Here is a 26873-nt window from a genome sequence, read left to right on the forward strand (position 1 = left end):
TGCCAAGGTGGCCGTTCATACCGGCCACCTGTCTCAATACTTATGACCATATGTTTTATAGCTGATTTGCACCTGAGTGCGAATCGCCCTGATATTACCGATTGTTTTCTGCACTTTATGTCATCAGAGGCAACCCAATGCGACGCACTCTATGTGTTGGGCGATCTGTTTGAAATGTGGATTGGTGATGATGACGACAATACTTTTCACCGCCAGATCAAAAGTGCATTCAAAGCATTAACGGATTCCGGTGTGCCCTGCTTTTTCATCCACGGCAACCGTGATTTCCTGATCGGCAAGCAATTCAGCCGTGAAACGGGCGTCATGTTATTACCAGAGCACACTGTGATTGACCTGTTCGGTACACCTACACTGATTTTGCATGGCGACACTTTGTGTACTCTGGATGAAAGCTATCAGCGTTACCGGAAAAAAGTCCATAACCCATTTATTCAATGGCTATTTTTGCGCTTACCACTGGCATGGCGCCAGGCTGTTGGCCGCAAAATGCGCTCTGGCAGCAGCAGCAGTAATCAGATGAAGTCCTATGACATCATGGATGTGACGCCACAAGCTGTGATTGACTTGATGTCCGAACACCGGGTGAACCATATGATTCACGGCCATACCCATCGTCCGGACGTTCACGATTTAACCATTGATGGTCAGCATGCCACCCGGACCGTGCTGGGTGACTGGTATGATCAAGGTTCCGTTCTGCTCTGCACACCAGCAGGCTGCCAACTTCAAACACGCAGCTTCAGGGCTGCTGAGCAAAATCAGCCACTACAAACTCAACCTCACACATATCCCGGTGATTCATAACCAGAAGCATAATTCGGGTCAGCACCGGGCATTACTTTTACTTATCAACCTTATCTTTTGGGCTGAACATCACAAGCCGCGCAATTTCTCAGCGAAAGGTCACAACCAGTGGAAAATTCTACTGCTAATGTTACGCAACGGTGATAATTATTAGTAATATACTGGTTCACTCCTGTCATGCGGACTATTCACCAAAGAGAATCACTGGCAATGCAAGCCCTCGCCAACACAACGATAACCATAAACAGTGCTGATATCATGTATTCTTATCTTGCCCGGCAGCCCGTTTTAGATCGCGAAAAAACGACTATTGGCTACGAATTGCTCTTTCGCGACGGGCCCAAAAATTGTTTCCCGGATGTGCCGCCCGAAGAGGCAACAAATCGTTTGTTACTGAACAATTTCTTCTCCAACGGTTCAAACGATGTATGCAGTGGCAAGCTCGCCTTTGTCAATTTTCCTGAAAAAAGCCTGCTGAAAGGTACACCTCTTCTTTTTCCGTCTCATACTTTTGTTATTGAAGTGCTGGAAGACTGCACCCCCTCAGACACACTGCTGGAAACCGTCAGAGACCTTTATCAGCGTGGCTACCAGATAGCACTGGACGATTTTAACCCGAGCGTAGAATGGAACCGGTTTCTGCCTTTCGTCCACATCATTAAATTTGATTTACAGCTGACGCCTATTGATAAAGCGCGGTTCTTTATTCGCCGCCACAAAGACAAGCCCATTCAGTTTCTGGCTGAAAAAGTGGAAACCTACGCCGAGTTCCAAGAAGCCAAAGCGGCAGGTTTCCATCTGTTTCAGGGGTATTTCTTCAGCAAACCCGAAATGATGCAGCAAAAAACCCTCAGCCCTTCGGCGCTGACGACGCTGCGGCTCTACCAGCAGATCTGCCAGGATGTAGTGAACTTTGATGAAGCGGAAGAAATCATTGCGACCGATTTGTCCTTGTCGTACAAGTTATTACGCCATGTGAATGCCATCACCTCAAACCGCGCTGTGCCCATTTCTTCCTTCAAGCAGGCGCTTATCTATCTGGGGGAAGAAAGGCTTCGTCGTTTTATCAGTTTTGTGGCGACTTCACACGTTACCCGTGACAAACCGGCATCACTTTACTGCCTGTCTTTGCAGCGGGCTCATCTGTGCGAGCTGCTGGCTGCCGATATTTCCCCGAAATTAAATGGTAATCGTGCTTTTCTGACGGGACTTTTCTCGATGCTGGATTCACTGCTTGATCAGCCGCTCGATGTGTTGATCCCTATGTTGCCGCTCGATATCACCATTCAGGACGCCTTGATTCACCGTAAAGGTAAACTGGGATATCTGCTGTCACTGGTGTGCGCCTATGATCATGCCGACTGGGATCAGGTAGATACCATGTGCTCTAAACTGGGCCTGGAGAGTGAACATGTTGCGAACCGCTACCTGGAATCTTTAGAATGGGTGACCAGCATAGAAGAACTGCAATAGATGATGACGGACACACAATTATGTCCTTGCGGCAGCCAGCAACCTTTATCCGGCTGCTGCCAGCTTGTCCACCAGAATCCATCAATGGCCCGGCACCCTGAGCAGCTTATGCGCGCCCGATACAGCGCGCATGTTCTGGGACTGGTCGATTTTGTCGTAGCCACCTACCACCCCAGTTGCCAGGCAGAGCAATACCGGGATGCCATCGCAGATTCGATTGAGAGCGAATGGCTTGGGCTTGAGATCATCAGTAGTCAGATCGCCAGTGATACCGAAGGCTATGTCGAATTCAAAGCCTTTTACCGTGACGATAACCAGGAGTGTTGCCTGCACGAAAAATCACGATTTTTACGTGAAATAGTCGGAAACAGCCCGCAATGGTTCTATATCGACGGCGCGTATCCGGAAGCAACCGAACCGTTGAAAGCGGGCCGGAATGACCCCTGTCCGTGCGGTAGCGGCAAAAAGTTTAAAAAGTGCTGTCTGTGAACCAATCTCGGTGCGGCATGCAGCACGAAGAAATTTCCAAAATGTACTAATTAACTATTGCAAATCCGCTGTAGCTTGGTTAGTGTGAATAGCAAGTCCACAGTCAATAATGATTTAGACAGAGTACATAATTATGCGTATCCAAATGGTAAACCTACACCACCATCATCATCCTGATTAGTCTTTCAGGAGGATACGCCTCGCTCTGGAAGACGACAAATCGCCTCTTCCAGCGGTCGCTACATATAAGCAGCATTCAGACCCCCGGAAGAGAAATCTTCCGGGGGTTTTTCGTTTTAGCACTGAATTTAAAAGATAAATCAAGCATATAGGGAATGTCATCATGCAAACACAACGACTACGCATTGCTATCCAGAAGAAAGGACGACTGAGCACTGAATGTAAAGATCTCCTGAAGCGCTGCGGTGTAAAATTCAATCTGATCGGTGAGCGCCTGGTGGTTCACTGCGAAAATATGCCCATCGACCTGCTGCTGGTTCGTGATGATGACATTCCCGGTCTGATCATGGATGGTGTCGTTGATTTGGGTTTCATTGGTGAAAATGAACTGGAAGAAGTCGGGCTTGAGCGTGCCGCGCGGGGTGAACCGAGCCACTATGAGATGCTGCGCCGCCTGGATTTCGGTGGCTGCCGTCTGTCTATTGCGATTGATAAAGACGAGGAATACCAAGGCCCGCAAGATCTGCAAGGTAAACGCATTGCCACTACCTATCCACAACTGGTAAAGCGCTACATGACAGAGCAGGGTGTGACATTCAGCACCTGCATGCTCAATGGCTCTGTCGAAGTTGCACCGCGTGCCGGTCTGGCCGATGCCATCTGTGACCTGGTTTCCACCGGTGCGACTCTCGAAGCCAACGGCCTGAAAGAAGTTGAAGTGATCCTGCAGTCTAAAGCGGTACTGATCCAGCGCTCTGGTGATTTCAGCGCCGACAAACAAGCGCTGATCGAGCGCCTGTTAACCCGTATGCAAGGTGTGATTCAGGCCAAAGAGTCAAAATACATCATGCTGCACGCACCGACTGAATGCCTGGAACAAGTGACAGCCTTACTGCCTGGCGCGGAAGACCCTACCGTGCTGCCGCTGTCTCACGACAAAAGCCGGGTGGCCGTTCACCTTGTCAGCTCAGAAAATCTGTTCTGGGAAACCATGGAACAACTCAAAGCGCTGGGCGCCAGCTCAATCCTGGTTCTGCCAATTGAGAAAATGATGGAGTAAGCACCATGAAGACGGTTGTATGGCAATCTCTGAGTGAACAGCAGCGTGAATCGTTACTGCAACGTCCGGCCATCACGGCAGGCGAGAATGTGACGGCAATTGTCAAAGACATCATTACCGGTGTTCGCGAACGCGGTGATGAGGCCTTGCTGGATCTGGCAGAAAAATTCGATAAAGTCCGCCCGGAATCGCTCAAAGTCAGCCAGGAAGAGATTCAGGCTGCCGCTGACAGACTGTCAGAGGACATGAAGCAGGCACTGCAACAGGCCTATGCCAACATCGCCAAGTTCCATAAAGCGCAAAAAGCCAAGCCGCTGCAGGTTGAAACACAACCCGGTGTTATCTGTGAGCAGGTTACCCGGCCCATTAATGCCGTGGGGCTGTACATTCCGGGCGGCAGCGCTCCCTTGCCGTCGACTGTGTTGATGCTGGGCGTACCGGCACAAATTGCCGGATGCCGGCGCGTGGTGCTTTGCTCGCCTCCGCCTATCGCCGATGAGATTCTGTATGTCGCCCAACTGTGCGGTATTACCGATGTCTACAATGCCGGCGGTGCGCAGGCTGTCGCCGCCATGGCATACGGCACCGAATCCGTGTCCAGAGTCGACAAAATTTTCGGCCCCGGTAATGCGTTTGTTACCGAAGCCAAACGTCAGGTAAGCAATGATTTTAATGGCGCCGCCATTGACATGCCTGCCGGCCCGTCTGAAGTCATGGTCATTGCCGACAGTGGCGCTGATCCGGATTTTATCGCGGCTGATTTACTCAGTCAGGCAGAGCACGGACCAGACTCGCAGGTTGTGCTGGTCACGCCTGAGCCAAGTATTGCCGACCGCGTTGCTGACGCCATCGCAAAACAGCTCAGCAGTCTGTCCCGCGCCGATATTGCCCGCCAGGCACTCGGTTCGAGCCTGATGATCATTGCCGACAGCATCACGCAGTGCGTATCTATCTCTAATCACTACGGACCTGAACACCTGATTGTCCAGACCCGCAACCCACGCGATTTAGTGCCCCTGCTTGATAACGCCGGCTCGATTTTCCTCGGGCACTGGTCGCCGGAATCCGTGGGCGATTACGCTTCCGGCACCAACCACGTATTGCCGACTTATGGTTATACCAAAACTTACTCCAGCCTGGGTCTGGCCGATTTTACCAAGCGAATGACAGTACAGGAACTCAGTGCCGATGGCCTGCTGGAACTGGCACCGACGGTGGAAACCATGGCAACCGCAGAAGGTCTGGACGCACACCGCCGTGCCGTCAGCATCCGGGTAGAAAAAATCAAACAATCACGCTCATCGACGTTGAAAGAGGCTTAAGATGAACCCTGAATTACTGGCTCGTAAAACCGTTCGCGAACTCACGCCATACCAGTCTGCCCGCCGCCTTGGTGGCAGTGGTGACATCTGGCTGAATGCCAACGAGTCGCCGTTCGTCAATGAATACAAGATTCAGTGTGATCGCCTGAACCGCTACAGCTCCTGCCAGCCAGAAGCGCTGATTCAGGCCTATGCCGATTATGCGCGTGTCGATAAATCCCAGGTACTGACTTCCCGCGGAGCTGATGAAGGCATTGAGTTGCTGGTCCGCACTTTCTGTGAGCCCAAGCAAGACAGCATTCTTTACTGCCCGCCGACTTACGGCATGTACAGCATCAGCGCCGAAACCTTTGATGTGGGCGTCAAGCAGGTACCGCTGACCACTGACTGGCAGCTGGATTTACCTGCGATTGCCGATAACCTGGACGGCGTCAAACTGGTGTTTGTCTGCAGCCCTAACAACCCGACCGGCAACCTCATTCGCCGTGATGACATTATTGCGCTGCTGAACATGACGCAAGACAAAGCCCTGGTGGTGATGGACGAAGCCTATATCGATTTCTGTCCGGAAGCTTCCACGGTTGATTTGCTGGCGCAGTTCCCGAATCTGGTGATCCTGCGTACCCTGTCCAAAGCCTTCGCCCTGGCTGGCCTGCGCTGCGGTTTCACACTGGCTAACTCAGTGGTGATTGATTTGCTGCTGAAAGTCATTGCACCTTACCCGGTACCTGTCCCTGTGGCGGATATTGCGGTTCAGGCACTGTCGCCTGCCGGTCTGGCCAGAACCAAATTTCAGGTGCTCGACCTGAGCGCCAACCGGGCTTACCTGCAGGCTGGGCTGGGTATGTTACCCGGTGTGACGGTATACGACGGCTATGGTAACTATCTGCTGGTACGTTTTCCGGACGGTGATGCCTTGTTCAAAGCCTTGTGGGATAACGGCATTATTCTGCGCCGCTCTCCGATCGAGAACTGCATCCGTATCAGTATTGGCAGCCGGGATGAGTGCGAGAAGACTCTGGCCTTCATCCGCACTCAGCTGGAAAAGATTTCGTAATTTGGAAGGATTCTATTGTGAGCAAGGAAAAAATTCTCTTTATTGATCGCGACGGCACTCTGATTGCCGAGCCGCCGGTAGACTTCCAGGTCGATCGGCTGGACAAACTTGAGCTGGAGCCCTTCGTCATCCCTGCCCTGCTGAAACTGCAGGATGCTGGCTATAAACTGGTCATGGTGACCAATCAGGACGGACTGGGCACAGACAGCTACCCGCAGGCTGACTTTGATGCCCCGCACAATATGATGATGGCCATTTTCGAGTCTCAGGGGGTTCGCTTTGATGAGGTGCTGATCTGCCCGCACTTTGAACACGACAACTGCAGTTGCCGCAAGCCCAAGCTCGGCCTGGTCAAAGATTACCTGCAGCAGGGCCGTGTCGATTTTGCCACCTCGGCGGTTATCGGCGATCGTCAGACCGATCTGCAGCTGGCCAGCAACATGGCTATCCGGGGTATCCAGTACCAGCGCGAAAACCTGGACTGGCAGCAGATTGTGGCCGATCTCACCACCCGTCCCCGCATTGCCGAAGTGGTCCGCAAGACCAAAGAAACCGACATCAGAGTGAAGGTCAATCTGGATCAGTCCGGCGGCAACGTGATTCAGACCGGTCTGGGCTTTTTCGATCACATGCTGGATCAGATTGCGACGCACGGCGGCTTCCAGCTCACCCTGACCGTCGATGGCGACCTGCACATTGATGATCACCACAGTGTGGAAGACACCGCACTGGCTCTGGGCCAGGCGCTGAAAGAAGCGCTGGGCGACAAACGCGGCATCGGCCGCTTTGGTTTCAGCCTGCCAATGGACGAATGCCTGGCTCAGTGTGCGCTGGACTTGTCCGGCCGCCCCTATCTGAAATTCGATGCCAAGTTCAGCCGTGAAAATGTCGGTGATCTGTCAACGGAAATGGTCCCGCACTTCTTCCGCTCCCTGACCGATACGCTGGCTTGCACCCTGCACCTTTCTTCCGATGGCAACAACGATCACCACATCGTTGAAAGCCTGTTTAAAGCCTTTGGCCGTACCTTGCGCCAGGCCATTAAAGTGGAAGGCAACGAGCTGCCGAGCAGTAAAGGGGTGCTGTAATGACCGATTCAACACAGAAAGTCGTCATCATTGATACAGGGTGCGCCAACGTTTCATCCGTGCGATTTGCCATTGAACGTTTGGGTTATCAGGTGACTGTCAGCCGGGATCCTGAGATTGTGCTGGCGGCAGATAAACTCTTCCTGCCCGGCGTAGGAACAGCCAGCGAAGCCATGAAAAACCTGGCCGAGCGCGACCTAATCACTCTGGTCAGCCAGGTCGACAAACCCTTACTGGGTATCTGTCTGGGCATGCAGCTGCTGGGCGACTACTCAGAAGAGCAAGGCCAGAATGGCACAGAACGCGTGCCTTGCCTGAAGCTCTGTCCGGCACCGGTGCAGAAAATGCGCACCGGTGAGCTGCCCTTACCGCACATGGGATGGAATACCATTACTCCGGAACAGGGCCACCCCTTGTTTAACGGCATCCCTGCTGGCAGCTATTTCTATTTCGTCCACAGCTACGCCATGCCAGCGTTTAACACCGGGCAAGGCAGAACGATAGCCAGCTGTGAATACGGCCAGCCCTTTACTGCCGCAGTACAAAGCGGCAATTACTACGGTGTGCAGTTCCACCCTGAGCGCTCCGGCAAAGCCGGCGCGCAACTGATTCAAAACTTTCTCGATATGTAGGACGACAAGGACTGGTTATGATTATTCCCGCACTCGATTTAATAGACGGTCAGGTCGTCCGCCTGTTTCAGGGCGATTACGGTCAGGTGACCGAGTATAAAGTAAACCCTGCAGAGCAGTTTGCGCTGTATCATCAGGCAGGGGCTGACTGGCTGCACCTGGTTGATCTGACCGGCGCGAAAGACACCTCTGCACGCCAGCTCGATTTAATCCGTACCCTGCTGGCCAGCACGCCTGCCAATATCCAGATTGGCGGCGGCGTTCGCAGCGAGCAGGATGTGGCTGATTTACTGGATGCCGGCGCGCAGCGTGTTGTGATTGGTTCAACCGCGGTTAAACAACCGGAAATCGTTAAGGCCTGGATGGAAAAGTACGGCCCGGAGCGCATCGTACTGGCGCTGGACGTCAACATTGATGACAACGGCCAGCGCAAAGTGGCCGTCTCCGGCTGGCAGGAAGATTCAGGCGTCACCATTGAAGCCCTGATTGAAGACTTCCTCACCGTGGGCCTTAAGCATGTCCTGTGCACGGATATCTCCCGCGACGGCACGCTGGCTGGCTCTAATGTCGATCTGTACCGCGACTTATGTGCGCAATACCCGGACGTTCAGTTCCAGTCATCCGGTGGTATCGGATCACTGGACGACATTGCTGCGCTGAAAGGCACAGGGGTTGCCGGCGTGATTGTCGGCCGTGCCCTGCTGGACGGTAAATTTACCGCTGAGCAGGCATTTGCCTGCTGGAACGAGTGACAAGGAGCCTGACATGTTAGCAAAACGCATTATTCCCTGCCTGGATGTCCGTGACGGCCAGGTCGTTAAGGGCGTCCAGTTCCGAAATCACGAAATCATCGGTGACATCGTTCCGCTGGCAAAACGCTATGCGGAAGAAGGGGCCGATGAGTTAGTTTTCTACGATATCACAGCGTCCAGCGACGGCCGTGTCGTTGACAAAAGCTGGGTCGAACGTGTCGCTGAAGTCATCGATATTCCGTTCTGTGTTGCGGGCGGGATTAAATCAGCCGACGATGCCCAGCAAATACTACAATTTGGCGCGGATAAAATTTCTATCAATTCGCCGGCATTAGCCAACCCTGCGCTGATCACTGAGCTGGCCGATAAATTCGGTGTGCAGTGTATTGTGGTGGGGATCGATTCTTACTTTGATGCCAAAACCGGTCAGTATCAGGTGTACCAGTTCACCGGTGATGAAAGCCGTACCCAGGTTACCCAGTGGCAAACCGCTGACTGGATTGAGGAAGTGCAGCGCCGCGGGGCGGGTGAAATCGTGCTGAACATGATGAACCAGGATGGTGTTCGCCAGGGTTATGATCTGACTCAGCTGAATCTGGTGCGCGACCTTTGCAAAGTGCCGCTTATTGCCTCCGGCGGTGCCGGTGAAATGGCGCATTTTGCCGATGCCTTTACTATCGCCAAAGTTGACGGCGCCCTCGCCGCTTCGGTTTTCCACAAGCAAATCATTAACATTGGCGAACTCAAGCAATACCTCAAACAACAACAGGTGGAGATCCGACTATGAGCCTGAGCAGTGAAATTAATTGGGACAAGGTCGACGGTCTGGTTCCCGCCGTGGTACAGGACAGCCGCAGTGGCCAGGTACTGATGCTGGGCTACATGAATGATGAAGCCCTCAGCAAAACGCTGGATACCCGGCAGGTGACCTTCTGGTCACGCAGCAAACAACGTCTTTGGACCAAAGGCGAGACATCCGGCAATGTGCTGCAACTCAAACAGATTCAGCTCGACTGTGATCAAGACACCCTGCTGGTCAGCGCCGAACCTGTTGGTCCCACCTGCCATCTCGGCACGACCACCTGCTTCGACAAGGGCAGCACAGACAGCGGAGACACAGCCACCGCCCCCGACCTGGTGTTTCTTCACCGACTGGAGCAAGTGCTGGCAGCCCGCAAAGGCGCCGATCCTGAGTCCTCTTACACCGCCAGCCTTTACGCTCGTGGCACCAAGCGGATTTCGCAGAAGGTGGGCGAAGAAGGCGTTGAAGTCGCGCTTGCGGCAACGGCGGGTGACAAAGAGGAGGTGATTTCCGAATCGGCCGATCTGATGTATCACCTGATAGTGTTGCTTCAGGATCAGGGTCTGAGCCTGTCTGATGTGATTGCCAAACTGCAGGAAAGGCACAAAGGCTAAAGACCTCGACAAGCCTCATTAAAAAAGGAAGCTTCAGCAGCTTCCTTTTTTATTTTGTTTTCATTAATTATTACGTTGGCTTTATCAGGCGCTTTTCGCCGCCTGACGAGCTTGATCCATCGCTTCTTTATAATGCTTCCGGCAAACCGATACGTATCTGTCGTTACCACCGATTTCGACCTGATCGCCATCCGCAATGGCTTTACCTGAGGCATCATGGCGAATCACCATGTTCGCTTTTCGGCCACAATGACAAACAGTTTTCAGCTCGACTAGTTTATCGGCCCAGGCCAGCAGATACTGACTACCTTCAAACAGATCACCACGAAAATCGGTACGCAGACCATAGCAAAGCACAGGAATATCCAGTTTATCGACCACTTCAGTCAACTGGTGAACCTGAGCTTTCGTCAGGAACTGGCATTCATCCATTAACACGCAATCCACCCGTGACAGGCTGTTCATCTGAGACAGCTTTTCCCACAGATTATCTTCCGGGCTATAGAGTTCGGCCTCTTCAGACAGGCCAATTCTGGAACTGACCTTGCCCTGACCAAACCGGTTATCAATGGCTGCGGTAAAAATTACCGGCGACATACCGCGTTCACGATAGTTGAAAGACGACTGCAGCAGCGTCGTCGACTTCCCGGCATTCATCGCCGAGTAATAAAAATACATTTGCGCCATCAGGCTTTCCGCATCACTCTGAATGTCGCAAGATGCTACCGAAGAAGCATGCGAATTGGAAGTCTGGCTCTCCGCTTCATGCGCTGAGTCAGCTTTAACGTCACATCGTATACGCAGGGATAAAAAACCGGCTCAGTGCATACTAAGCCGGTCATTTTTACTGCAAGGGTATTGTTAAAGCTGCGATTACGCGCCTTTGAACGGGCGTTTAGCAATCCAGCCAAGGCAGACACAAACCAGTAAGAAAGCGACCGTCGCTGCCACGAAAGACACCGCCAGAGAACTTGTCATCCCTAGTACGCTAAAGCCGACCGCAGAAACGAGTGCAACGGACAGTGCATAAGGCAACTGAGTCGACACATGGTCGATGTGATTACAACGCGCTCCCGTTGAAGACAATATGGTGGTGTCTGAAATAGGCGAACAATGATCGCCAAAGACAGAACCAGCCAGTACCGCACTGAGCATAGGCAGGATCAGGCTGATGTCAGTTGCTGCCGCCAGATCACCGGCAATCGGCAGCATAATACCAAACGTCCCCCAGGACGTACCGGTCGAAAACGCCATAATACCGGCCAGCAAAAACAGAATCACAGGCAACCAGACAGGGTTAATATTACCCTGAACCAAAGTCGACAGGAATTTACCTGTTGCCATATCGCTGATGATACTGCCGATTGTCCAGGCGAAAAACAGAATAAGAATGGCACCGAACATGGATTTCGCACCAATCCATAAAGCATGCACAATGTGCTTTACCGGAATGGCCTGGCGTCCGACAGCAACCAGTGCCGATAATAATCCCAGCAGGCCGCCGTAACACAAAGAGGCCCCGACATCGGTAGACTCAAAGGCGCCGAGAATTGAAAACGGTTTTCCGTCAGCCTGCAAACTCTGATTACCGGTGAAAATCATGAAGAATAATGTGGCTGCCACCAGCACCAGAATAGGAATAATGAGATCGCCCACTTTTCCATTTTCACTTTCTTCTATTTCAAGTTCGTCATTCAAATCTTTGGCTTCGGCGTGAATTTCATCCTTGTCAAACCCGCGAGCGTGGCTGGCCTGAACTTCATGCTTCTTCATCAGACCAACATCTAATTGGAACCAGGCAACAACAAATACCATCAGCAGCGCGAACACAGCGTAAAAATTCATGGGTGCCAATTGCATAAAGGCACTTAACGCAGAATATTCAGTCACACCATGTGAAACCAGAATACCACCCACCACTGTAATGATATATGCCCCCCAACTGGATGCCGGCATCAGTACACACATAGGTGCGGCAGTGGAGTCCAGAATATAAGCCAGTTTTGAGCGGGAGACATAAAAGCGGTCGGTAACAGGCCGGGAAATCGAACCAACCGCCAGGCTGTTGAAATAATCATCGACAAAAATAAACACACCAAGAAAAGCCGCTAACAGTTTTGCACCGCGTTTACTTTTAATCTTAGTTTGCGCCCATTGTGCAAAGGCGCGCGTACCGCCAGAGAGCGTCAGTAATGCTGTGGTCATGCCTAATAAAAGCAAGAAAGCAACAATACTCATATTCCAGGTATTGATGCTATCGCCATCTATAAACAGCCCTTCAATTTTGTTTCTTAAATAAGAAACAGTATTGAACATGCTGAAATCAGTCAGCAAAAACGCACCGATCAAAATGCCAATACCCAGCGAGAGAAGCACTCGTCGAGTGAGAATAGCAAGGCTTAACGCCACAAGTGGCGGTAAAACGGAAATGGAAGATTGGGAAAAATCTACTAGGTTCATGATCTCTACTACAACCGATCGTGGTTGGAGATCTACTGTTAAACACGGTACCGATATCAACCGTGATGGGAAGCGATATAGGAAAGAGACTGTTGCCCCTCCCGACCCCACAGTAGCGCTCCATAGTTAATTGTAAGTTACTATGGCAGTGTTGTCCCTTTCGGTGACAACCCCAGCAAGGTGATTTGACGGACCAGCCTTACTTCGGCATTAGCTCCTTTCACTGACGTTCCTCGGGGTCACCTCCCGCCAGTTACTGATAGATAATGCACCTCTACCCTTAGTCAAGGAATCGCGTATTCTACTTTTTGTTATCTGATTTGCAACTACAGAAAGCCAATATCTGCTACTTTGAGTTAATACTACTGCACAAATCTTCTGTATTTACTTACATTTACGTTCAAAATACACTGCAAATTAATATGAAATTATTAGCATTACCACAAGTTAAAATATTCGTACTTTCCCATTTTATTAACAAGCAGAAAAACGAAGGGAGCCTCCATTCATTGATTCAAGATAAAGTTCAAGTATAAAAAACCACCTGATTAATAATGTAAATTAACAATTTTATTTGGCAGTTGGGTTTAAAAAGTATTACTATTGCAGATATAAAGTGATTCACTAATAATTAGTATAACGCCAACAGGAAATTTGAAATGTCTGATGCAATGAAAGCGCTATTAAACCTTCGTAGTCTTCGTGCACTTGCTCGCGAATATTCACTGGAGCAACTGAAAGAAGCCCTGGAAAAACTTCAGACCGTGGTTGATGAACGTGAAGAATCAGAAGCGGAAGAAATCGCGAAAGAAAAAGAGCGCGAAGAGAAACTGAAGCAATACCGAGATATGCTACTGGCTGATGGTATTGATCCTGAAGAACTGATGGCAAACATTGGTAAAGCAAAAACCAAGCGTGCAGCTCGCCCGCCTAAATACAAGTTCATCGATGAAAACGGTGAAGAGAAAACCTGGACCGGCCAGGGCCGTACGCCAAGCGCTCTTAAAAAAGCACTGGATGAAGGTAAATCTCTGGACGACTTCAAACTGTGATCAAACAAGATTGAGCACAGCATGATCAAAAAGCCCGGCAGCAATGCCGGGCTTTTTATTATTCGCAATCAATAGTGCATGTCGTTTTTTTGTTCAGCTAAAACCGTAGCTACCGAATACTGTCGGCCAGCGTACTGACGGCTAACGCAAAATAATGCGATCGGTTCCATTTTAATAATGTCTGATAATTACCGTACACTAAGTAAGCTCTGCCATGATTATCGTCTGGTTGCACCAGCCATGCATTGACATTCACTTTGGGTAGCGCGGTGCCATTCAAACGACGCACACCCAGTTGCTCCCACTCAGACAGCGTTTTCATCTTTTGGGATTCCACACCTTTCAGGCTGTCACTCAACCCCTCAGGAATACGCACCTGGCGTCCCCATGTGTATTTGTCATCCCAACCTGATTTACTCAGGTAATTGGCCGCAGAAGCAAACACATCAGCTTCCGTTTTCCAGATATCGGCTTTACCGTCGTCATTTCCGTCAACAGCAAAGGTCAGGTATGAGGTCGGCATAAACTGAGGCTGCCCCATGGCACCGGCCCAGGAACCTTTCATATCTGCTGCGGTGATATGGCCTTGCTGTAAAATAGTTAACGCCGCCATAACCTGCTCACGGAAGAAGGCTTCACGGCGACCTTCATAGGCGAGCGTCGTCAACGCCTCAATGACATTATACGAGCCGGTTAAGCGACCAAAATTACTTTCCACTCCCCACAGCGCCACGATGAACCTGGGCTGAACACCATACTGACGCCCGATTCGCTCCAGTGCCGGTTTATGCTGTTGATAATACTTGTTCGCCTGGTCAATTTTCCACTGGGGAACGGCTTTGGGTAAATATTCATCCAGTGTTAATTTCTTTTCCGGCTGATTTTTATCAGCCTTAACTGCACGTTCAATGAATGTCACATCAGCGAAGGCGGATTCAAGAATCGAATCATCTATCCCCTTCTCACGTGCTTCTTGTTTTAGCCCGGAGACATAATTATCAAAACTTTCATCAGCCGATACTATCGGTGATGCAAGGCCTAGTCCTAAGGACACAAAGACAGCTACCCATTGCTTACGCATATCCACCCTTTCATCGTCATGTATTATTTTCTGACTTTTTTGCTTTGTATTCGTCTAGAAGGTTAGTCACAGGTGGCGGGATTTGCAGGTAATACCCCTGGGTAGAGAGCAACTCCCGTACCTTATTGATATCCGCCAATGCTAACTTCCTCTCATTACTCAGTTTTAGCACCATTACAAACTGAGGTGTACCAAAAGTGCTCAATAAGGCTTCAGGTACATCTGAAAAATCATCTTTGGTCTTGATATATAAATAGGTGTTTTCTTTTCTAGAGCTTTTATAAATTGCACAAAACATGAGCTGACCTGCAGGTTACCAATCACCATTATCTGACCACAAAAAGCAGAAAACATTCCAACCCGAATCAGGATCAGGGCTCCTCTGCGTTCTGCGTTCACTATTGTGGCTATCATTTAAACTTTATACCGAACTCTGACAAGGAGAACTTGCTGAGACCTGCCTGGGAATATAACATGCTATAACCTATGTGATAACGTACCTGAGCGCGAAATTGTCCGCGTAAGATGAATAAGCCATGACAAAAACGGCAGAATTAAAAGGGGGCAGTTACACGCTCTCATCTTTACACTTGGCTGACGGCGGCTTAGAACAGGCAATCAGTTTCCTGAAGGACAAAGTGGAGCAAGCTCCGGCATTCTTTGCCCATGCACCTCTGGTGATTGATGTCAGCCAGGCTGGCAGAGCTCTTGATTTCCAACAACTTCGACAAGGCATTCAGGATGCGGGTATGATCCCCGTCGGGATCAGTGGCTGCAAGCCCTCTCACCTGCAAGCGCAGGCGAAATCGGCCGGTTTTGCCATCATGAATGCGGCCAAGCAGGCCCGGGCCACCAGCCCGGTAATGGAGCCGGCAAAAGTGATTCGCACCCCGGTGAGATCGGGGCAACAGATTTATGCAAAAAATTGCGATCTCGTCGTATTGAATCATGTCAGCGCAGGTGCTGAAATTATTGCTGATGGATGTATCCATATTTACGGGTGTTTGCGTGGCCGGGCAATTGCCGGCGCCAGCGGCCAAACTCATGCTCAGATTTTCTGCCATAATTTACAGTCAGAGTTGATATCTATTGCTGGTAATTATTGGCTAAGTGACAAAATTCAAGACGCTTTTTGGGGAAAAAGTGTCGCTATCTCTCTGACTGACAACAATTTAAATATAGAGCATCTGGCTGTATAACTTTGAAAAGGAATAATACAGATGGCACGAATTATCGTGGTGACCTCAGGTAAAGGTGGGGTAGGTAAAACGACCTCCAGTGCGGCCATTGCGTCCGGCCTGGCCTTAAAAGGTAAAAAAACGGCCGTCATTGATTTTGATATCGGCCTGCGGAATCTGGACCTGATTATGGGCTGTGAACGCCGCGTTGTTTATGATTTCGTCAATGTTATCAATGGCGAGGCAAAACTTAATCAGGCGCTGATTAAAGACAAGCGTGTAGAGAACCTGTTCGTGTTACCGGCTTCACAAACCCGCGATAAAGATGCCCTGAGTAAAGAAGGGGTCGAAAAAGTCTTGTCTGAATTAGATGCACTGGGTTTCGACTTTATCATCTGCGACTCACCGGCAGGCATAGAAACAGGCGCGCTGATGGCGCTATACTTTGCCGATGAAGCGATAGTCACCACCAACCCTGAAGTAGCCTCTGTGCGTGATTCAGACCGTATCCTTGGTATTCTCGACTCTAAATCCCGTCGAGCCGAGAACAGCGAAACACCGGTTAAGCAACACTTATTGCTCACCCGCTATAACCCTTCCCGTGTGGTTCATGGCGATATGCTCAGCGTTGCGGATGTTGAAGAAATTCTGCACATTCCACTGTTAGGTGTAATACCTGAGAGCCAGTCTGTTCTCAATGCATCTAACAAAGGTGAACCTGTTATCCTGGATGCCGATTCAGATGCAGGTCAGGCCTATCAGGACACAGTTGCACGCTTACTGGGTGAAGACCGCCCGTTCCGATTCTTAGAGGAAGAGAAAAAAGGCTTCCTGAAACGCATATTTGGAGGCTAACCACACTATGGCTTTGCTAGAGTTCTTCCGCCCCAAAAAACAGTCGACCGCGAGTGTGGCGAAAGAAAGGCTGCAGATCATTGTTGCTGAACGTCGCTCCGCGAGTATGGGTAATCCGAGTTACCTGCCCCAACTCAAGCAGGATATTCTGGAGGTCATTCGCCGTTACGTTGATGTATCGCCGGAACATGTCACGGTACACCTCGATCAGAAAGAAGAAGACCTGTCGGTACTGGAACTCAATGTTACCCTGCCCGATGAAAAATAAAAAATCCCCGGTCAGCCGGGGATTTTTCATATGTTAACTTTGTCGTTGCGTACAAACTTTAAGCCTGCACCAGAGGCAAGACCCGATGAGCAAACAGCGCTCTTCGCCAGCCAGACAACATTTCAGGCAGCTGATCTTCAGGACAACCCTTTTTCCATGCCCAGCTCAGCAACTGATTAATTTGCTTCTTCGAGGCAAGAAACTCAGTCGCCAGTCCTGTTTCTTTTGCCACAGCATTCACTTCATCTTTGATACGTTTGACCATTTGTTTATAACCCGGCATTTCCATCAGACGAAATAATGGCTGCGGATAATCTAACTGGCTCATATTTTCAACGTCTTTGACCATGGAAATCAAACGGTTACCATGCCTTTGAATCTCACGTTCATCAAAGCCTTCCTGAGCCATAACCGCTTTTGAAGTGATCTCATAACGGGCGATTTTCCAAAGATGCAGCTCTTTTAGCACAAAGTTAAGTGCCAGATCGCGCTTTCTCGCTTCCTGAAGACGCCAGGAAGCCAGCTTCTGTAAGATAGCCAATTGCTTAGGGGATAGCTGCCAGGCATTCTTTATGTCGGTGTAAACTTGCTCCGGGTCAGGAATACGGCTGCGTTTCACCAGCATGGTTTCGCATTCCTGACGCAGGGCATCCATCCACCCTTTCGCTTCCACTTTTGCCAGTAACTGCTGATACAGAGGCAACAGATAAAAGACATCTGCGGCAGCATAATCAAGTTGCTTGTCACTCAGAGGACGAGCAAGCCAGTTCGTTCTGGCTTCGCCTTTTTCCAGCTCAATCCCCAGATACTCCTGCACTAAGGCGCCAAAGCCCGTCGACAGGCCATGACCTGTGAAGGCCGCCATGATCTGAGTATCCAGCATAGGCGCTGGCATGCAGCCGGCAACAGACTGGAACACTTCCAGATCTTCACCACAGGCATGCAGCACTTTCACAACATCAGGATCTTTCATTAATGCCCATAACGGTGTCATGTCTGTCAGCTTAAGGGGGTCAATCAAAGACAGAAGTGTGCCGTCATAAAGCTGGATCAGCCCCAACTGAGCAAACAGAGTTCGGGTACGGACAAATTCGGTATCCAACATTACCGCCTGTTGTTGGCTTGCCTGCTGGCAAACCTCAGCCAGTCTGTCATTCGTGGTTATAATCTCAAATTTCAAAACTCACCTTTTTCAACATAACAAGCAGATACCAGCCTGTTTTTCTTTGTGTCTTAACGCCATGCTCTGATGAATACTGACAACTGGCACAAAACAAAGTGCCGGCTATGTAAGCCGGCACTGAACTTGAAACAAGTTTATCCTAAATTTCAGGATTATGCTTGCGCTGTCTCTTTTGGTGTTGCCTTATCTGATTCTTCACGCAATGCCCGGCGCAGAATTTTGCCGACATTGGTTTTCGGCAGTTCATCCCTGAACTCCACCACTTTAGGCACTTTATAACCGGTCAGGTATTGACGGCAATGCGACAGCAATTCTTCGCGGGTCAGGCTGGGGTCGCGTTTCACAACACAAACCTTCACCACCTCACCCGAGGCTTCATCCGGCTGACCGATTGCCGCCACTTCCAGCACCTTGTTGTGCAGAGCAACGACATCTTCAACTTCATTGGGATACACATTGAAACCGGAGACCAGGATCATGTCTTTCTTGCGGTCAACGATATGTAAGAAACCGTCTTCATCAAAGCGCACAACATCGCCTGTCGATAACCAGCCATCTTCGGTCAGTACCTCACGCGTTGCTTCAGGGCGCTGCCAGTAACCTTTCATCACCTGGGGACCATTGACCTGCAGCTCGCCGGTTTGATCCATAGCCAGAACCTTACCTTCTTCATCCACAATACGAATATCTGTCGAAGACACCGGCAGGCCGATTGAGCCATTGTACTCAGTCAGATTATGCGGATAAGCGGCCACCAGCGGCGAACATTCTGTCAGGCCATAACCTTCCAGCAAATAGCTCTTGGTGGTCGCTAACCATTTCTCCGCAACGGCACGCTGTACGGCCATACCGCCACCCACAGACAGGTGCAGACGACTGAAGTCCAGTTCCAGAAAATCTTCATTATTGAGCAGTGCATTGAACAGTGTGTTGACGCCAGTCAGCGCAGTGAACGGGTAACGCTTCAGCTCTTTGACAAAAGCAGGAATATCCCTGGGGTTGGTAATCAGCAGGTTCTGGCCACCCATTTCAATGAACAGCAGACAGTTCACGGTAAGGGCAAAAACGTGATACAGCGGGAGCGCTGTGACCACCAGCTCACGGCCATCATGCAAAATGGGCCCGTAGGCTGCTTTAGCCTGCAGCACATTGGCAATCATATTTCTGTGCGTCAGCACTGCGCCTTTCGCTACGCCGGTTGTCCCTCCGGTGTATTGCAGAAATGCGATATCCTCTCCTGAAATGAAAGGTTTCACGTATTGCATTCTGCGCCCGCGCTTCAACGCATGATTCAGTGACGTGGCATGTGGCAGGTGGTATTTAGGAACCATCTTTTTAATGTACTTCACCACAAAATTAACCAGAGTGCCTTTTGGCCGGGAAAGCTGATCACCCAGACTGGTTAAAATGACATGCTCAACACTGGTTTTGTCGACGATTTTCTCCAGCGTATGGGCGAAATTCGACACAATCACAATGGCTTTTGCACCAGAGTCATTCAGTTGATGCTCCAGTTCGCGAGGTGTGTAGAGCGGGTTAACATTCACCACCACACAACCCGCGCGGAGAATACCAAACAGCGCGATAGGATACTGAAGCAGGTTTGGCATCATGACAGCCACCCGATCACCCTTTTCGAGCTTCAGGTCATTTTGCAGATAGGCCGCAAATGCACGACTGCGTTCTTCCAGTTTTCTGAAAGTCATCACCTGGCCCATATTGATATAGGCCGTTTGATCGGAATATTTCTGGACGGACTGTTCAAACAGTTCAACCAATGACGTGTAAGTATCAGGGTTGATTTCAGCCGGTACATCATCCGGATAGCGGTTAAGCCAAACCTTATCCACCATGCACTCTCCTTATATTTATTAGGGCTTCAAGCGCCAAAAATGGCTGTAGCGGGACATTCAAACACTTGTTCTATACAAGCATTACAGCACAATTAACATTGAATTAACACAACTGATTAGACCAGCTTATTGATTTTTGAACTGAGCAGCAAAATCTGGTCACAAATAAGCTGAGGGCTCTCAAGATGACAGTGATGACCACCGGGTATCACTATTTGTCCGGCCTGTTTCAGCCATGACAAACCAGCGTCCGGTTCTCTGAGATAGGAAAAACCTTTATCACCGATCACTGACAATACCGGGCACTCAATATGCTGCATCAGCGCCTTAGCCTGTTCTTTTGTCATCCTGAACAGTGAGTCGCAGCGCAACTTATCGTCATGACGCCAGTACCAGTGTTTACCATCGGTATAGGTTGCGCGCTGTACCAATGGCCTGAGCTGTTCGGGTGTTAACCCGTTTACCCGGCAACGCACAGATAATGCGGCCTGAAACGAATCCAGTTTAAATTCTGCACCCTGACGCTGCCTGCGCCGCATCCGGCTTTCAATCCCCTGACGCAACCTTTCAGGCGCCAGCTCAGCGCTTTCATGGAGTGGCGCAAGCCCTTCGATCAGCACCAGTCCGGTGACCGATTCAGGAAAGGCCCCAGCAAAAGCAGCCGCCACCAGGGCCCCCAAAGAATGGCCAACCAGCATAAGGTTCTGAGAGGACAGGGACTGTACGATCTGAGCCAGATCATCGACATAGTCCATGAAATAGTAATAATTATCCGTCTGGCGATGCGCAGACAGACCATGTCCGGGCCAGTCCACTGCAACCAGATTGAAGCTTGCGGCCAGCGGCTCAAACAACACAGCAAAGCTGGCTGCATTATCGTGCCAGCCGTGCAGAAACAAAAGCGTCGGACGACGCCTTTCGGCATCGCTTATCGGGATGAGCTTGCCTTGCTGCATGCTTTCCCGGCAAGGAGAAAAAGACGTGATCACCGCCAGCTCAGTGTCGGCAAGCGGTAAGCGGCTTTCATACATCATAGTAAGTTTCGCTGTTCAATCAGGTAGGCAGTCTTAACTAAGGGGTAACGCGGTAGTGGACATCCAGATTATCCGGCCGCAAACCATAGTGGATATACTGGCAGCGGATACCAAGACAACGGTAGTAGGCACTCACATCATCAACACGGATCTGCTCTTTGATTTGCCAGATCTGCTGGCCTTTCGCAAACACCACAGGATAGGTGTAGTCAAAATCTCCAATCTTACCCGCCTCGCTGCCACGCAGCTGACCGGCAACGGTCACCAGTTTACCCTGAGCGTATTCGATAGGATCGGCAAAACCATCAATATAAGCAATAAACCGCCCCTGAGGCGACGCATTCCGTTCAGGCTTGCCTGATTGGTCTATCGGCAGGCTGGCTATTTCCAGCCGCGTACGTGACGCCTCGTTGGTCACTGAAGCAATCACGCCGCCCAGACGTACCTCTTTACCCTGTACGCCCTGAGGGTCTTCAATCACCAGGGTTAAGTCGGTTACGGGTGTCTCGGTCGATGTCTGCAGACTGTCTGGCAACTGGCTGCAACCACTTAATGTCATCAAGGCAAGTGCCAATATAGATTTTTTCACCACAGGATCCTTGTCAAAAAGAGAAATTCGCGTCTGATGCTCTGCCGGCATCGAAGCTCAAACGTAGAAATCCACGCCTAACAGATGAGAGTATTCTTCCCGCCTGGCCTGATGCAGCACATCGAGATAAGCCGACAATGCCTGCTTATTTTTCCCCTGCGGGCTGTCGTACTGCACCCTGGCCTGAACTTCTTCGATAAAAGCCGGATCCTTGATCGTTTCCGCCACCGCTTTCGCCACCACAGTCGGCTGAGAAACAGGCGCAGCTGTCTGCTCAGCCTTGCGCTGTTTATCGGTTCGCTTCGGCCGTTGCGGCGCCTGCGTTGCTGTCGGTAAACGGGGTATGTTGACCATATTGACCTGTGTGTCTTGTTAGCTGTGAATACCCATTATTCACGGCCGGGCAATTTTTTCCATGTCACTTCATCACGCAGATAGACAGGGCTGGCATGTTCAGCATCGACGACTTCACCACGCTGCAGAGCAAATTGAGCCAGCCATGCCATATCCTGGGCTTCAGGGTAAAGCACTGTGCCGGCTTGCTTTTCGACAGCCAAAGCCTGTAATTGTTCCTGATAGGTTTGCCAGCCGGTTCCAGCGGTAAACCAGCGGGTATCCGGTACACAAATCAAGCGCTCTGAGACTTGTTCAGGGTGCAGTACGGCTTCTTCACCCAGCACTTGCCAGTCGCCATCTTGCTGGCGCTGATATTGTCCCCAGTAAATTTCGCCCATTCGTGCATCAATGGCCGCCAGGGTATGGCTGGCCTGATGCAAACGGTAGCTTCCCTGAGCCATCGCGGCCAGTGTCGACACACCCACCATAGGTAAACCGGCACCAAATGCCAGTCCCTGAGCGATGCCTATGCCAATCCGCACACCGGTGAAGCTTCCCGGGCCACGACCGAACGCCAGCGCATCTAACTGAGTTAAACGCAAATCCGCTTCGGCGAGGACTTCATCAACCATAGGCAAAATTTTGGTGGTATGTTCCCGCGGCGCAAATTCGCAACGCGCAATCACTTCACTGCCCACTAAAAGCGCAACAGAACAATTTTCAGTCGCGGTATCAACCGCTAAAATCTTACTGCTCATTCAAGCCTCTGAATGCTGACTGTCGGCTGCTTGCTGCTCGGCGTGCAGTCCAGACAGAAATTGTCCGACACCGTCAACATCCCGCGTACGGGGGATCGGCGGCAGACTTCTTAAAAATACAGCGCCGTAGGGGCGCGTGACCAAACGATTATCGCAGATAACCAGCACACCTTTATCCTGCTGGTCACGAATTAACCGGCCTACCCCCTGCTTGAGGGTAATCACCGCATCCGGTATCTGCACCTGCGCGAAGGGATCCCCGCCACGCAGACGACAATCTTCTATCCGCGCCTTCAATAATGGGTCATCCGGCGCGGTAAAGGGAAGTTTGTCGATAATAACACAGCTCAGCGCCTGCCCTCTAACATCAATACCTTCCCAGAACGCACCTGTTGCAATAAGCAGCGCATTTCCCAATTCCAGATATTCTGAAAGCAGTTTTTGCTTACTGGTTTCTCCCTGAACCAGCACAGGCAAATCCAGACAGGCGCGAAAACCTTCGGCAAGATCCCGTACCATCTGGTGCGAGGTACAAAGGAAAAAACACCGCCCCTGGTTGGCCTCAATCACAGGTGCCATCAGAGTCACCAGTTTGGCCGCCAGTCCGTGACTGTTGGGTTCAGGTAAAAAACGGGGAACACACAGCAACGCCTGCTGCTGATAATCAAACGGGCTGGTCAGCGACATCTGCTCCGCAGGCTGCAGCCCTAAACGATGGCTGAAATGACTGAAATCTTCATCAACGGCCAGTGTCGCTGAGGTAAAGATCCAGGCGCCTTTTTGCTTTTCTATCTGCTCATGAAACTTCTCTGCGACCGACAGCGGCGTAATATGCAAAGTAAAATGGCGGGGGGTGCATTCATACCAGTAGGAATAGCCGGTGATCGAGGTATCACACAAGCGTGTCAGTCTGGCTTTCAGCAAGGTGGTTCGTTCAAATGCGGCATCCAGCAGTTCACTGCGGCCAAGTGCCAGTTTGAGCACGTCATGTGCCAGATCCAGCGCATCATTAAGCCTCGTCAGCTCCCGTTGAATGGCAGGGCTGTTCACCGCCTCACGCCAGTTACCGCGATAACCGGGTTCGCCCATCACCAGTCGCATATCAGCAGCGGCCTGACTCAGCCGGTCTGCGGTTTTTTCCAGCTGACGCATATCACGTGCTTCAGTGCGATAACCGATAGTAATATCTTTCGCCAGATCCTGCAGTTGCCGGCTCGACAGGCTTTGACCGAAATACTGACTGGCGATATCGGGGATCTGATGGGCTTCATCAAAAATAAACACATCGGCTTCCGGGATCAGCTCGCCAAAGCCTGTTTCTTTAATGGCCAGATCCGCCATGAACAAATGGTGGTTAACCACCACCACATCCGCCTCCATGGCTTTTCGCCGGGCTTTCACGACAAAGCAGTCTTCAAAAGACGGGCACTCGCGCCCCAGGCAATTGTCGTTGGTTGAGGTAATCGTCGGGATCACCGGGCTGTCTTCGGCAATCGAATCACATTCGCTGATATCACCGGTTTTAGTCGCTGAAGACCAGCTGCGGATCGTCACCAGCTGGCTCAGCATGCCCGGATCGACAAATCCGCCATGGCTTTCGGTGATCTGACGGCTGAGCCTGTCGAGACAGAGATAATTTGAGCGCCCTTTCAGCAGCGCCACTTTCCCTGTATAGCCCAGCGCCTGGGTCATCAAAGGTAAATCCCGGTAGAAAAGCTGTTCCTGCAGGTTTTTCGAGCCTGTGCTGATAATGGTTTTATGGCCCTTGATCAACGCCGGCACCAGATACGCAAAGGTTTTGCCTGTGCCTGTACCCGCTTCTACCACCAGTTGCTGCTGGTGTTTAATTGCCCGCCCGACCGCTTCTGCCATATCAATCTGAGGCTGACGTGCCTGAAAACCAGGTATCGCCTTTTCCAATGCACCGCCGGGTTGAAAGAATTTTGCAATCATGAACGCCAATCTATTGGTTATTTATCCAGTATCTTTCGCGATTATGCCAAGATTGCCCCGCAACAGCCAGCGGCAGTTGCCAGGAAAAATTATTGAGTCAGATCACAAAATCTTTTGACGTCGAAATCAAAGCCATGTAAATAATTAATGACACAACTAATACATATATGCACGCAACATAAGGACACCATGGAAAAGAAAACCCTGCTCACCGATTGCCCGGATGCCATGGGATTGATTTCTAAGATCACCAACATCTGCTACAAACACCAGCTCAACATTATCCACAACAAAGAATTTGTCGATCACCGCCATCGGCAGTTCTTTATGCGTACTGAGCTGGAAGGGGTGTTCAACGATGAAACCTTTCTGTTCGATCTGGATCGCGCTCTGCCAGAAGGCAGCCACCGCCGTCTGGTGAGCTCTGCCCGCAAGAAAGTCGTGATTATGGTGACCAAAGAAGCCCACTGCCTGGGCGATATCCTGGTCAAAGCCTATGACGGTACACTGGATATTGAGATTGCGGCTGTCGTTGGCAACTACGACAAACTGGCCGGCCTGGTGGAAAAGTTTGATATTCCCTTTCACCATGTCTGTCATGAAGGTTTAAGCCGTGAAGAGCATGAAGCCAAGTTACTGGACTGTGTAAACCAGTATTCTCCCGATTATGTGGTGCTGGCAAAGTACATGCGTATTCTGACCCCTGGTTTTGTCGCTCAGTTTCCGCACCGGATTATCAATATTCATCACAGTTTCCTGCCGGCCTTTATTGGCGCGAAGCCTTACTTGCAAGCCTATGAGCGCGGGGTAAAAATCATTGGTGCCACCGCCCACTTCGTCACCAATGATTTGGATGAAGGCCCTATCATTACCCAGAACGTCATTCCGGTTGATCATAACTACAGTGCAGAAGACATGGCCCGATCAGGGCGTGATGTCGAAAAATCTGTCCTGAGCAAGGCACTCAGCCTGGTAGTCGAAGACAAGGTGTTCGTTTACGGCAATCGCACCGTGGTGCTGTAACCCTGTGGCGGAAAAGTGTTCATCACTTCTCCGCCCTGGCTTTATGGCTCAGATCAGCCTTCACTCTCAATCACAGCTTTCAGCGAACACGGATGCAGCTTAATGCACACCCCGTCTTTCTTAAACGCAAAGGTCGGGTTAGCCAGCCGTTCTTTCTCTCCTGCCGGTGAACTTGCTTTCACCGCGATGCCCGCTTTGTCCGCCTTATCCCAGTTCAATGCGGGAAAACGCGCCTCCAGAGCCGCTTGTAATTCCGCTGTGGTTGACGCCTGACAAGGCACCACAAACTCAACATGCTCCCACCCCTGAACCGGGTATATTTTGTCGCCCGGGTAAGGCAGCTCCAGTGCTTCAATCTGCCATTGACCCGCCTGCAAGGGCTGATGAAAGCCAATCACCACAATAGGACGCCCATTGATCACATTGGTTGACCATTCTTCACCGTATGCCAGCCACGCCTGATGCAGTGCCGTCGCTAACGCCCTACTGTTCACGCGCAGGGCAATGTGGTCTGCCTGGCAGGCTGAAAGATCCAACCCTAACTCTTCAGCAAGTCTCTCAATTTTCCCCATAAATTCAGGTAATTGTGCCAGCATCTGCTCCGGTTGCAGATTTGCCTGCTGTAAATCTTGCATGTGATTTCTCCTCACTGATCTCAGGTCGCCCATTATCCACAGAATCTTTGCCAGCAAAAGCCTTGAACAACACGCCTTCAGCCAGTCATAGCCATGAGAAAAATTTCAGCTTCTATCGCCTTTTCACCTTGCCAACTGCCCTGTGTTTATGGGTATTATTACGGCTAACTATTTTTAGTATCCATGCAGCCGCCTTTGCAGCCAGCAAGCTCCCGTCAGCACTACCCGGATGACCTTTTTAAAACCATCAGACAGGGTTGTTTTCACCTTTTCTGGTGTATTGCTGACCACGCTTCTGACCGGTTCAGGTGTAAGATATAA

General features: G+C 50.6%; 28 protein-coding genes, 1 riboswitch and 1 other annotated feature. Of the genes, 16 read left to right on the forward strand and 12 right to left on the reverse strand.

All coding sequences use genetic code 11. The annotated features are described in order from the left end of the window. The first annotated feature begins 42 nt into the window (after nucleotides 1-42). The 11 genes from lpxH (at nucleotide 43) to hisIE (ending at nucleotide 10294) form a co-directional block, all read left to right on the forward strand. Nucleotides 43-825, forward strand: coding sequence for a UDP-2,3-diacylglucosamine diphosphatase (gene lpxH, locus H511_RS23740; protein ID WP_051288301.1), 783 nt, complete (start codon nucleotides 43-45; stop codon nucleotides 823-825). Nucleotides 826-1083: 258 nt separating this feature from the next. After that, nucleotides 1084-2298, forward strand: a complete 1215-nt coding sequence (locus H511_RS0117390; protein ID WP_027253460.1) for an EAL and HDOD domain-containing protein — start codon at nucleotides 1084-1086, stop codon at nucleotides 2296-2298. After that, nucleotides 2299-2787 (forward strand): YchJ family protein, encoded by a 489-nt coding sequence (locus H511_RS0117395; RefSeq protein WP_338091557.1) that lies wholly within the window; start codon nucleotides 2299-2301, stop codon nucleotides 2785-2787. 156 nt (nucleotides 2788-2943) lie between these two features. Next, nucleotides 2944-3083: a sequence feature (His leader region), on the forward strand. Nucleotides 3084-3130: 47 nt separating this feature from the next. Beyond that, nucleotides 3131-4027 (forward strand): ATP phosphoribosyltransferase, encoded by an 897-nt coding sequence (gene hisG, locus H511_RS0117400; protein WP_027253462.1) that lies wholly within the window; start codon nucleotides 3131-3133, stop codon nucleotides 4025-4027. A 5-nt stretch (nucleotides 4028-4032) separates the two neighbouring features. Beyond that, nucleotides 4033-5349 (forward strand): histidinol dehydrogenase, encoded by a 1317-nt coding sequence (gene hisD, locus H511_RS0117405; RefSeq protein ID WP_027253463.1) that lies wholly within the window; start codon nucleotides 4033-4035, stop codon nucleotides 5347-5349. Between the two features lies 1 nt (nucleotide 5350). Continuing rightward, nucleotides 5351-6406, forward strand: coding sequence for a histidinol-phosphate transaminase (gene hisC / locus H511_RS0117410; protein ID WP_027253464.1), 1056 nt, complete (start codon nucleotides 5351-5353; stop codon nucleotides 6404-6406). Nucleotides 6407-6423: 17 nt separating this feature from the next. Next, a complete protein-coding gene (gene hisB / locus H511_RS0117415; RefSeq protein ID WP_027253465.1) occupies nucleotides 6424-7494 on the forward strand; it encodes a bifunctional histidinol-phosphatase/imidazoleglycerol-phosphate dehydratase HisB in 1071 nt (356 codons plus the stop codon). Next, the gene (gene hisH, locus H511_RS0117420) at nucleotides 7494-8126 is read left to right on the forward strand and encodes an imidazole glycerol phosphate synthase subunit HisH (RefSeq protein ID WP_027253466.1); all 633 of its coding nucleotides are present in this window, start codon (nucleotides 7494-7496) and stop codon (nucleotides 8124-8126) included. Before hisB ends, hisH begins: the two co-directional genes overlap by 1 nt. A 17-nt stretch (nucleotides 8127-8143) precedes the next feature. Further along, nucleotides 8144-8878 (forward strand): 1-(5-phosphoribosyl)-5-[(5-phosphoribosylamino)methylideneamino]imidazole-4-carboxamide isomerase, encoded by a 735-nt coding sequence (hisA, locus tag H511_RS0117425; protein WP_027253467.1) that lies wholly within the window; start codon nucleotides 8144-8146, stop codon nucleotides 8876-8878. Nucleotides 8879-8891: 13 nt separating this feature from the next. Further along, nucleotides 8892-9665, forward strand: a complete 774-nt coding sequence (gene hisF / locus H511_RS0117430; RefSeq protein WP_027253468.1) for an imidazole glycerol phosphate synthase subunit HisF — start codon at nucleotides 8892-8894, stop codon at nucleotides 9663-9665. Beyond that, on the forward strand, nucleotides 9662-10294 hold the full coding sequence (hisIE, locus tag H511_RS0117435) for a bifunctional phosphoribosyl-AMP cyclohydrolase/phosphoribosyl-ATP diphosphatase HisIE (RefSeq protein ID WP_027253469.1): 633 nt from the start codon (nucleotides 9662-9664) through the stop codon (nucleotides 10292-10294). Before hisF ends, hisIE begins: the two co-directional genes overlap by 4 nt. Nucleotides 10295-10378: 84 nt before the next feature. Here the strand turns inward: hisIE and H511_RS0117440 are convergent, their stop codons facing one another. Together H511_RS0117440 and H511_RS0117445 are read right to left on the reverse strand one after the other, a co-directional pair. Further along, complete coding sequence (locus H511_RS0117440) at nucleotides 10379-10981, reverse strand: thymidine kinase (protein WP_027253470.1); 603 nt, start codon at nucleotides 10979-10981, stop codon at nucleotides 10379-10381. A gap of 186 nt (nucleotides 10982-11167) precedes the next feature. Next, on the reverse strand, nucleotides 11168-12754 hold the full coding sequence (locus tag H511_RS0117445) for a Na+/H+ antiporter NhaC family protein (protein ID WP_027253471.1): 1587 nt from the start codon (nucleotides 12752-12754) through the stop codon (nucleotides 11168-11170). Nucleotides 12755-12859: 105 nt separating this feature from the next. Beyond that, a riboswitch (Lysine riboswitch) is annotated at nucleotides 12860-13039 on the reverse strand. 374 nt (nucleotides 13040-13413) lie between these two features. Between H511_RS0117445 and H511_RS0117455 the strand changes: the two genes are divergently transcribed. Next, nucleotides 13414-13806 carry an H-NS family histone-like protein gene (locus H511_RS0117455; protein ID WP_027253473.1) on the forward strand — a complete coding sequence of 131 codons (393 nt, stop codon included), beginning with the start codon at nucleotides 13414-13416 and terminating at the stop codon, nucleotides 13804-13806. Nucleotides 13807-13915: 109 nt separating this feature from the next. Here the strand turns inward: H511_RS0117455 and H511_RS0117460 are convergent, their stop codons facing one another. Together H511_RS0117460 and H511_RS0117465 are read right to left on the reverse strand one after the other, a co-directional pair. Beyond that, on the reverse strand, nucleotides 13916-14887 hold the full coding sequence (locus H511_RS0117460) for a lytic murein transglycosylase (protein WP_027253474.1): 972 nt from the start codon (nucleotides 14885-14887) through the stop codon (nucleotides 13916-13918). A gap of 16 nt (nucleotides 14888-14903) precedes the next feature. Then, nucleotides 14904-15185, reverse strand: coding sequence for a YcgL domain-containing protein (locus tag H511_RS0117465; RefSeq protein WP_027253475.1), 282 nt, complete (start codon nucleotides 15183-15185; stop codon nucleotides 14904-14906). A gap of 238 nt (nucleotides 15186-15423) precedes the next feature. Between H511_RS0117465 and minC the strand changes: the two genes are divergently transcribed. Genes minC through minE form a run of 3 tightly spaced genes read left to right on the forward strand, consistent with a single transcriptional unit; the run spans nucleotide 15424 to nucleotide 17188 of the window. Next, entirely contained in the window at nucleotides 15424-16086 is a 663-nt protein-coding gene (gene minC / locus H511_RS0117470; protein ID WP_027253476.1) for a septum site-determining protein MinC, read from the forward strand. Nucleotides 16087-16107: 21 nt separating this feature from the next. Further along, entirely contained in the window at nucleotides 16108-16920 is an 813-nt protein-coding gene (gene minD, locus H511_RS0117475; protein WP_027253477.1) for a septum site-determining protein MinD, read from the forward strand. 7 nt (nucleotides 16921-16927) lie between these two features. Then, a complete protein-coding gene (gene minE / locus H511_RS0117480; RefSeq protein WP_027253478.1) occupies nucleotides 16928-17188 on the forward strand; it encodes a cell division topological specificity factor MinE in 261 nt (86 codons plus the stop codon). 58 nt (nucleotides 17189-17246) lie between these two features. Here the strand turns inward: minE and rnd are convergent, their stop codons facing one another. The 7 genes from rnd to H511_RS0117515 form a co-directional block, all read right to left on the reverse strand. After that, complete coding sequence (gene rnd, locus H511_RS0117485; RefSeq protein WP_027253479.1) at nucleotides 17247-18368, reverse strand: ribonuclease D; 1122 nt, start codon at nucleotides 18366-18368, stop codon at nucleotides 17247-17249. Between the two features lie 155 nt (nucleotides 18369-18523). Beyond that, nucleotides 18524-20221, reverse strand: a complete 1698-nt coding sequence (fadD, locus tag H511_RS0117490; protein ID WP_027253480.1) for a long-chain-fatty-acid--CoA ligase FadD — start codon at nucleotides 20219-20221, stop codon at nucleotides 18524-18526. Between the two features lie 119 nt (nucleotides 20222-20340). Next, nucleotides 20341-21258: an alpha/beta fold hydrolase gene (locus H511_RS0117495; protein WP_027253481.1), complete on the reverse strand. Its 918-nt coding sequence runs from the start codon at nucleotides 21256-21258 to the stop codon at nucleotides 20341-20343. Nucleotides 21259-21295: 37 nt separating this feature from the next. Next, on the reverse strand, nucleotides 21296-21847 hold the full coding sequence (locus H511_RS0117500; RefSeq protein WP_036759953.1) for a Slp family lipoprotein: 552 nt from the start codon (nucleotides 21845-21847) through the stop codon (nucleotides 21296-21298). 57 nt (nucleotides 21848-21904) lie between these two features. Then, a complete protein-coding gene (locus tag H511_RS0117505) occupies nucleotides 21905-22201 on the reverse strand; it encodes a hypothetical protein (protein ID WP_027253483.1) in 297 nt (98 codons plus the stop codon). A gap of 35 nt (nucleotides 22202-22236) precedes the next feature. Beyond that, nucleotides 22237-22941 (reverse strand): tRNA (adenosine(37)-N6)-threonylcarbamoyltransferase complex dimerization subunit type 1 TsaB, encoded by a 705-nt coding sequence (tsaB, locus tag H511_RS0117510; protein ID WP_027253484.1) that lies wholly within the window; start codon nucleotides 22939-22941, stop codon nucleotides 22237-22239. Continuing rightward, the gene (locus tag H511_RS0117515) at nucleotides 22942-24894 is read right to left on the reverse strand and encodes a DNA repair helicase YoaA (protein WP_027253485.1); all 1953 of its coding nucleotides are present in this window, start codon (nucleotides 24892-24894) and stop codon (nucleotides 22942-22944) included. Between the two features lie 189 nt (nucleotides 24895-25083). Here H511_RS0117515 and purU point away from each other — a divergent pair, with 189 nt between their 5' ends. Next, nucleotides 25084-25917 (forward strand): formyltetrahydrofolate deformylase, encoded by an 834-nt coding sequence (gene purU / locus H511_RS0117520; RefSeq protein WP_027253486.1) that lies wholly within the window; start codon nucleotides 25084-25086, stop codon nucleotides 25915-25917. A 53-nt stretch (nucleotides 25918-25970) separates the two neighbouring features. Here purU and H511_RS0117525 read toward each other — a convergent pair whose 3' ends face one another. Continuing rightward, complete coding sequence (locus tag H511_RS0117525; protein ID WP_027253487.1) at nucleotides 25971-26552, reverse strand: VOC family protein; 582 nt, start codon at nucleotides 26550-26552, stop codon at nucleotides 25971-25973. Nucleotides 26553-26873 lie beyond the last annotated feature (321 nt).

The organism is Photobacterium halotolerans DSM 18316, from assembly GCF_000425165.1.
GTDB lineage: Bacteria > Pseudomonadota > Gammaproteobacteria > Enterobacterales > Vibrionaceae > Photobacterium > Photobacterium halotolerans.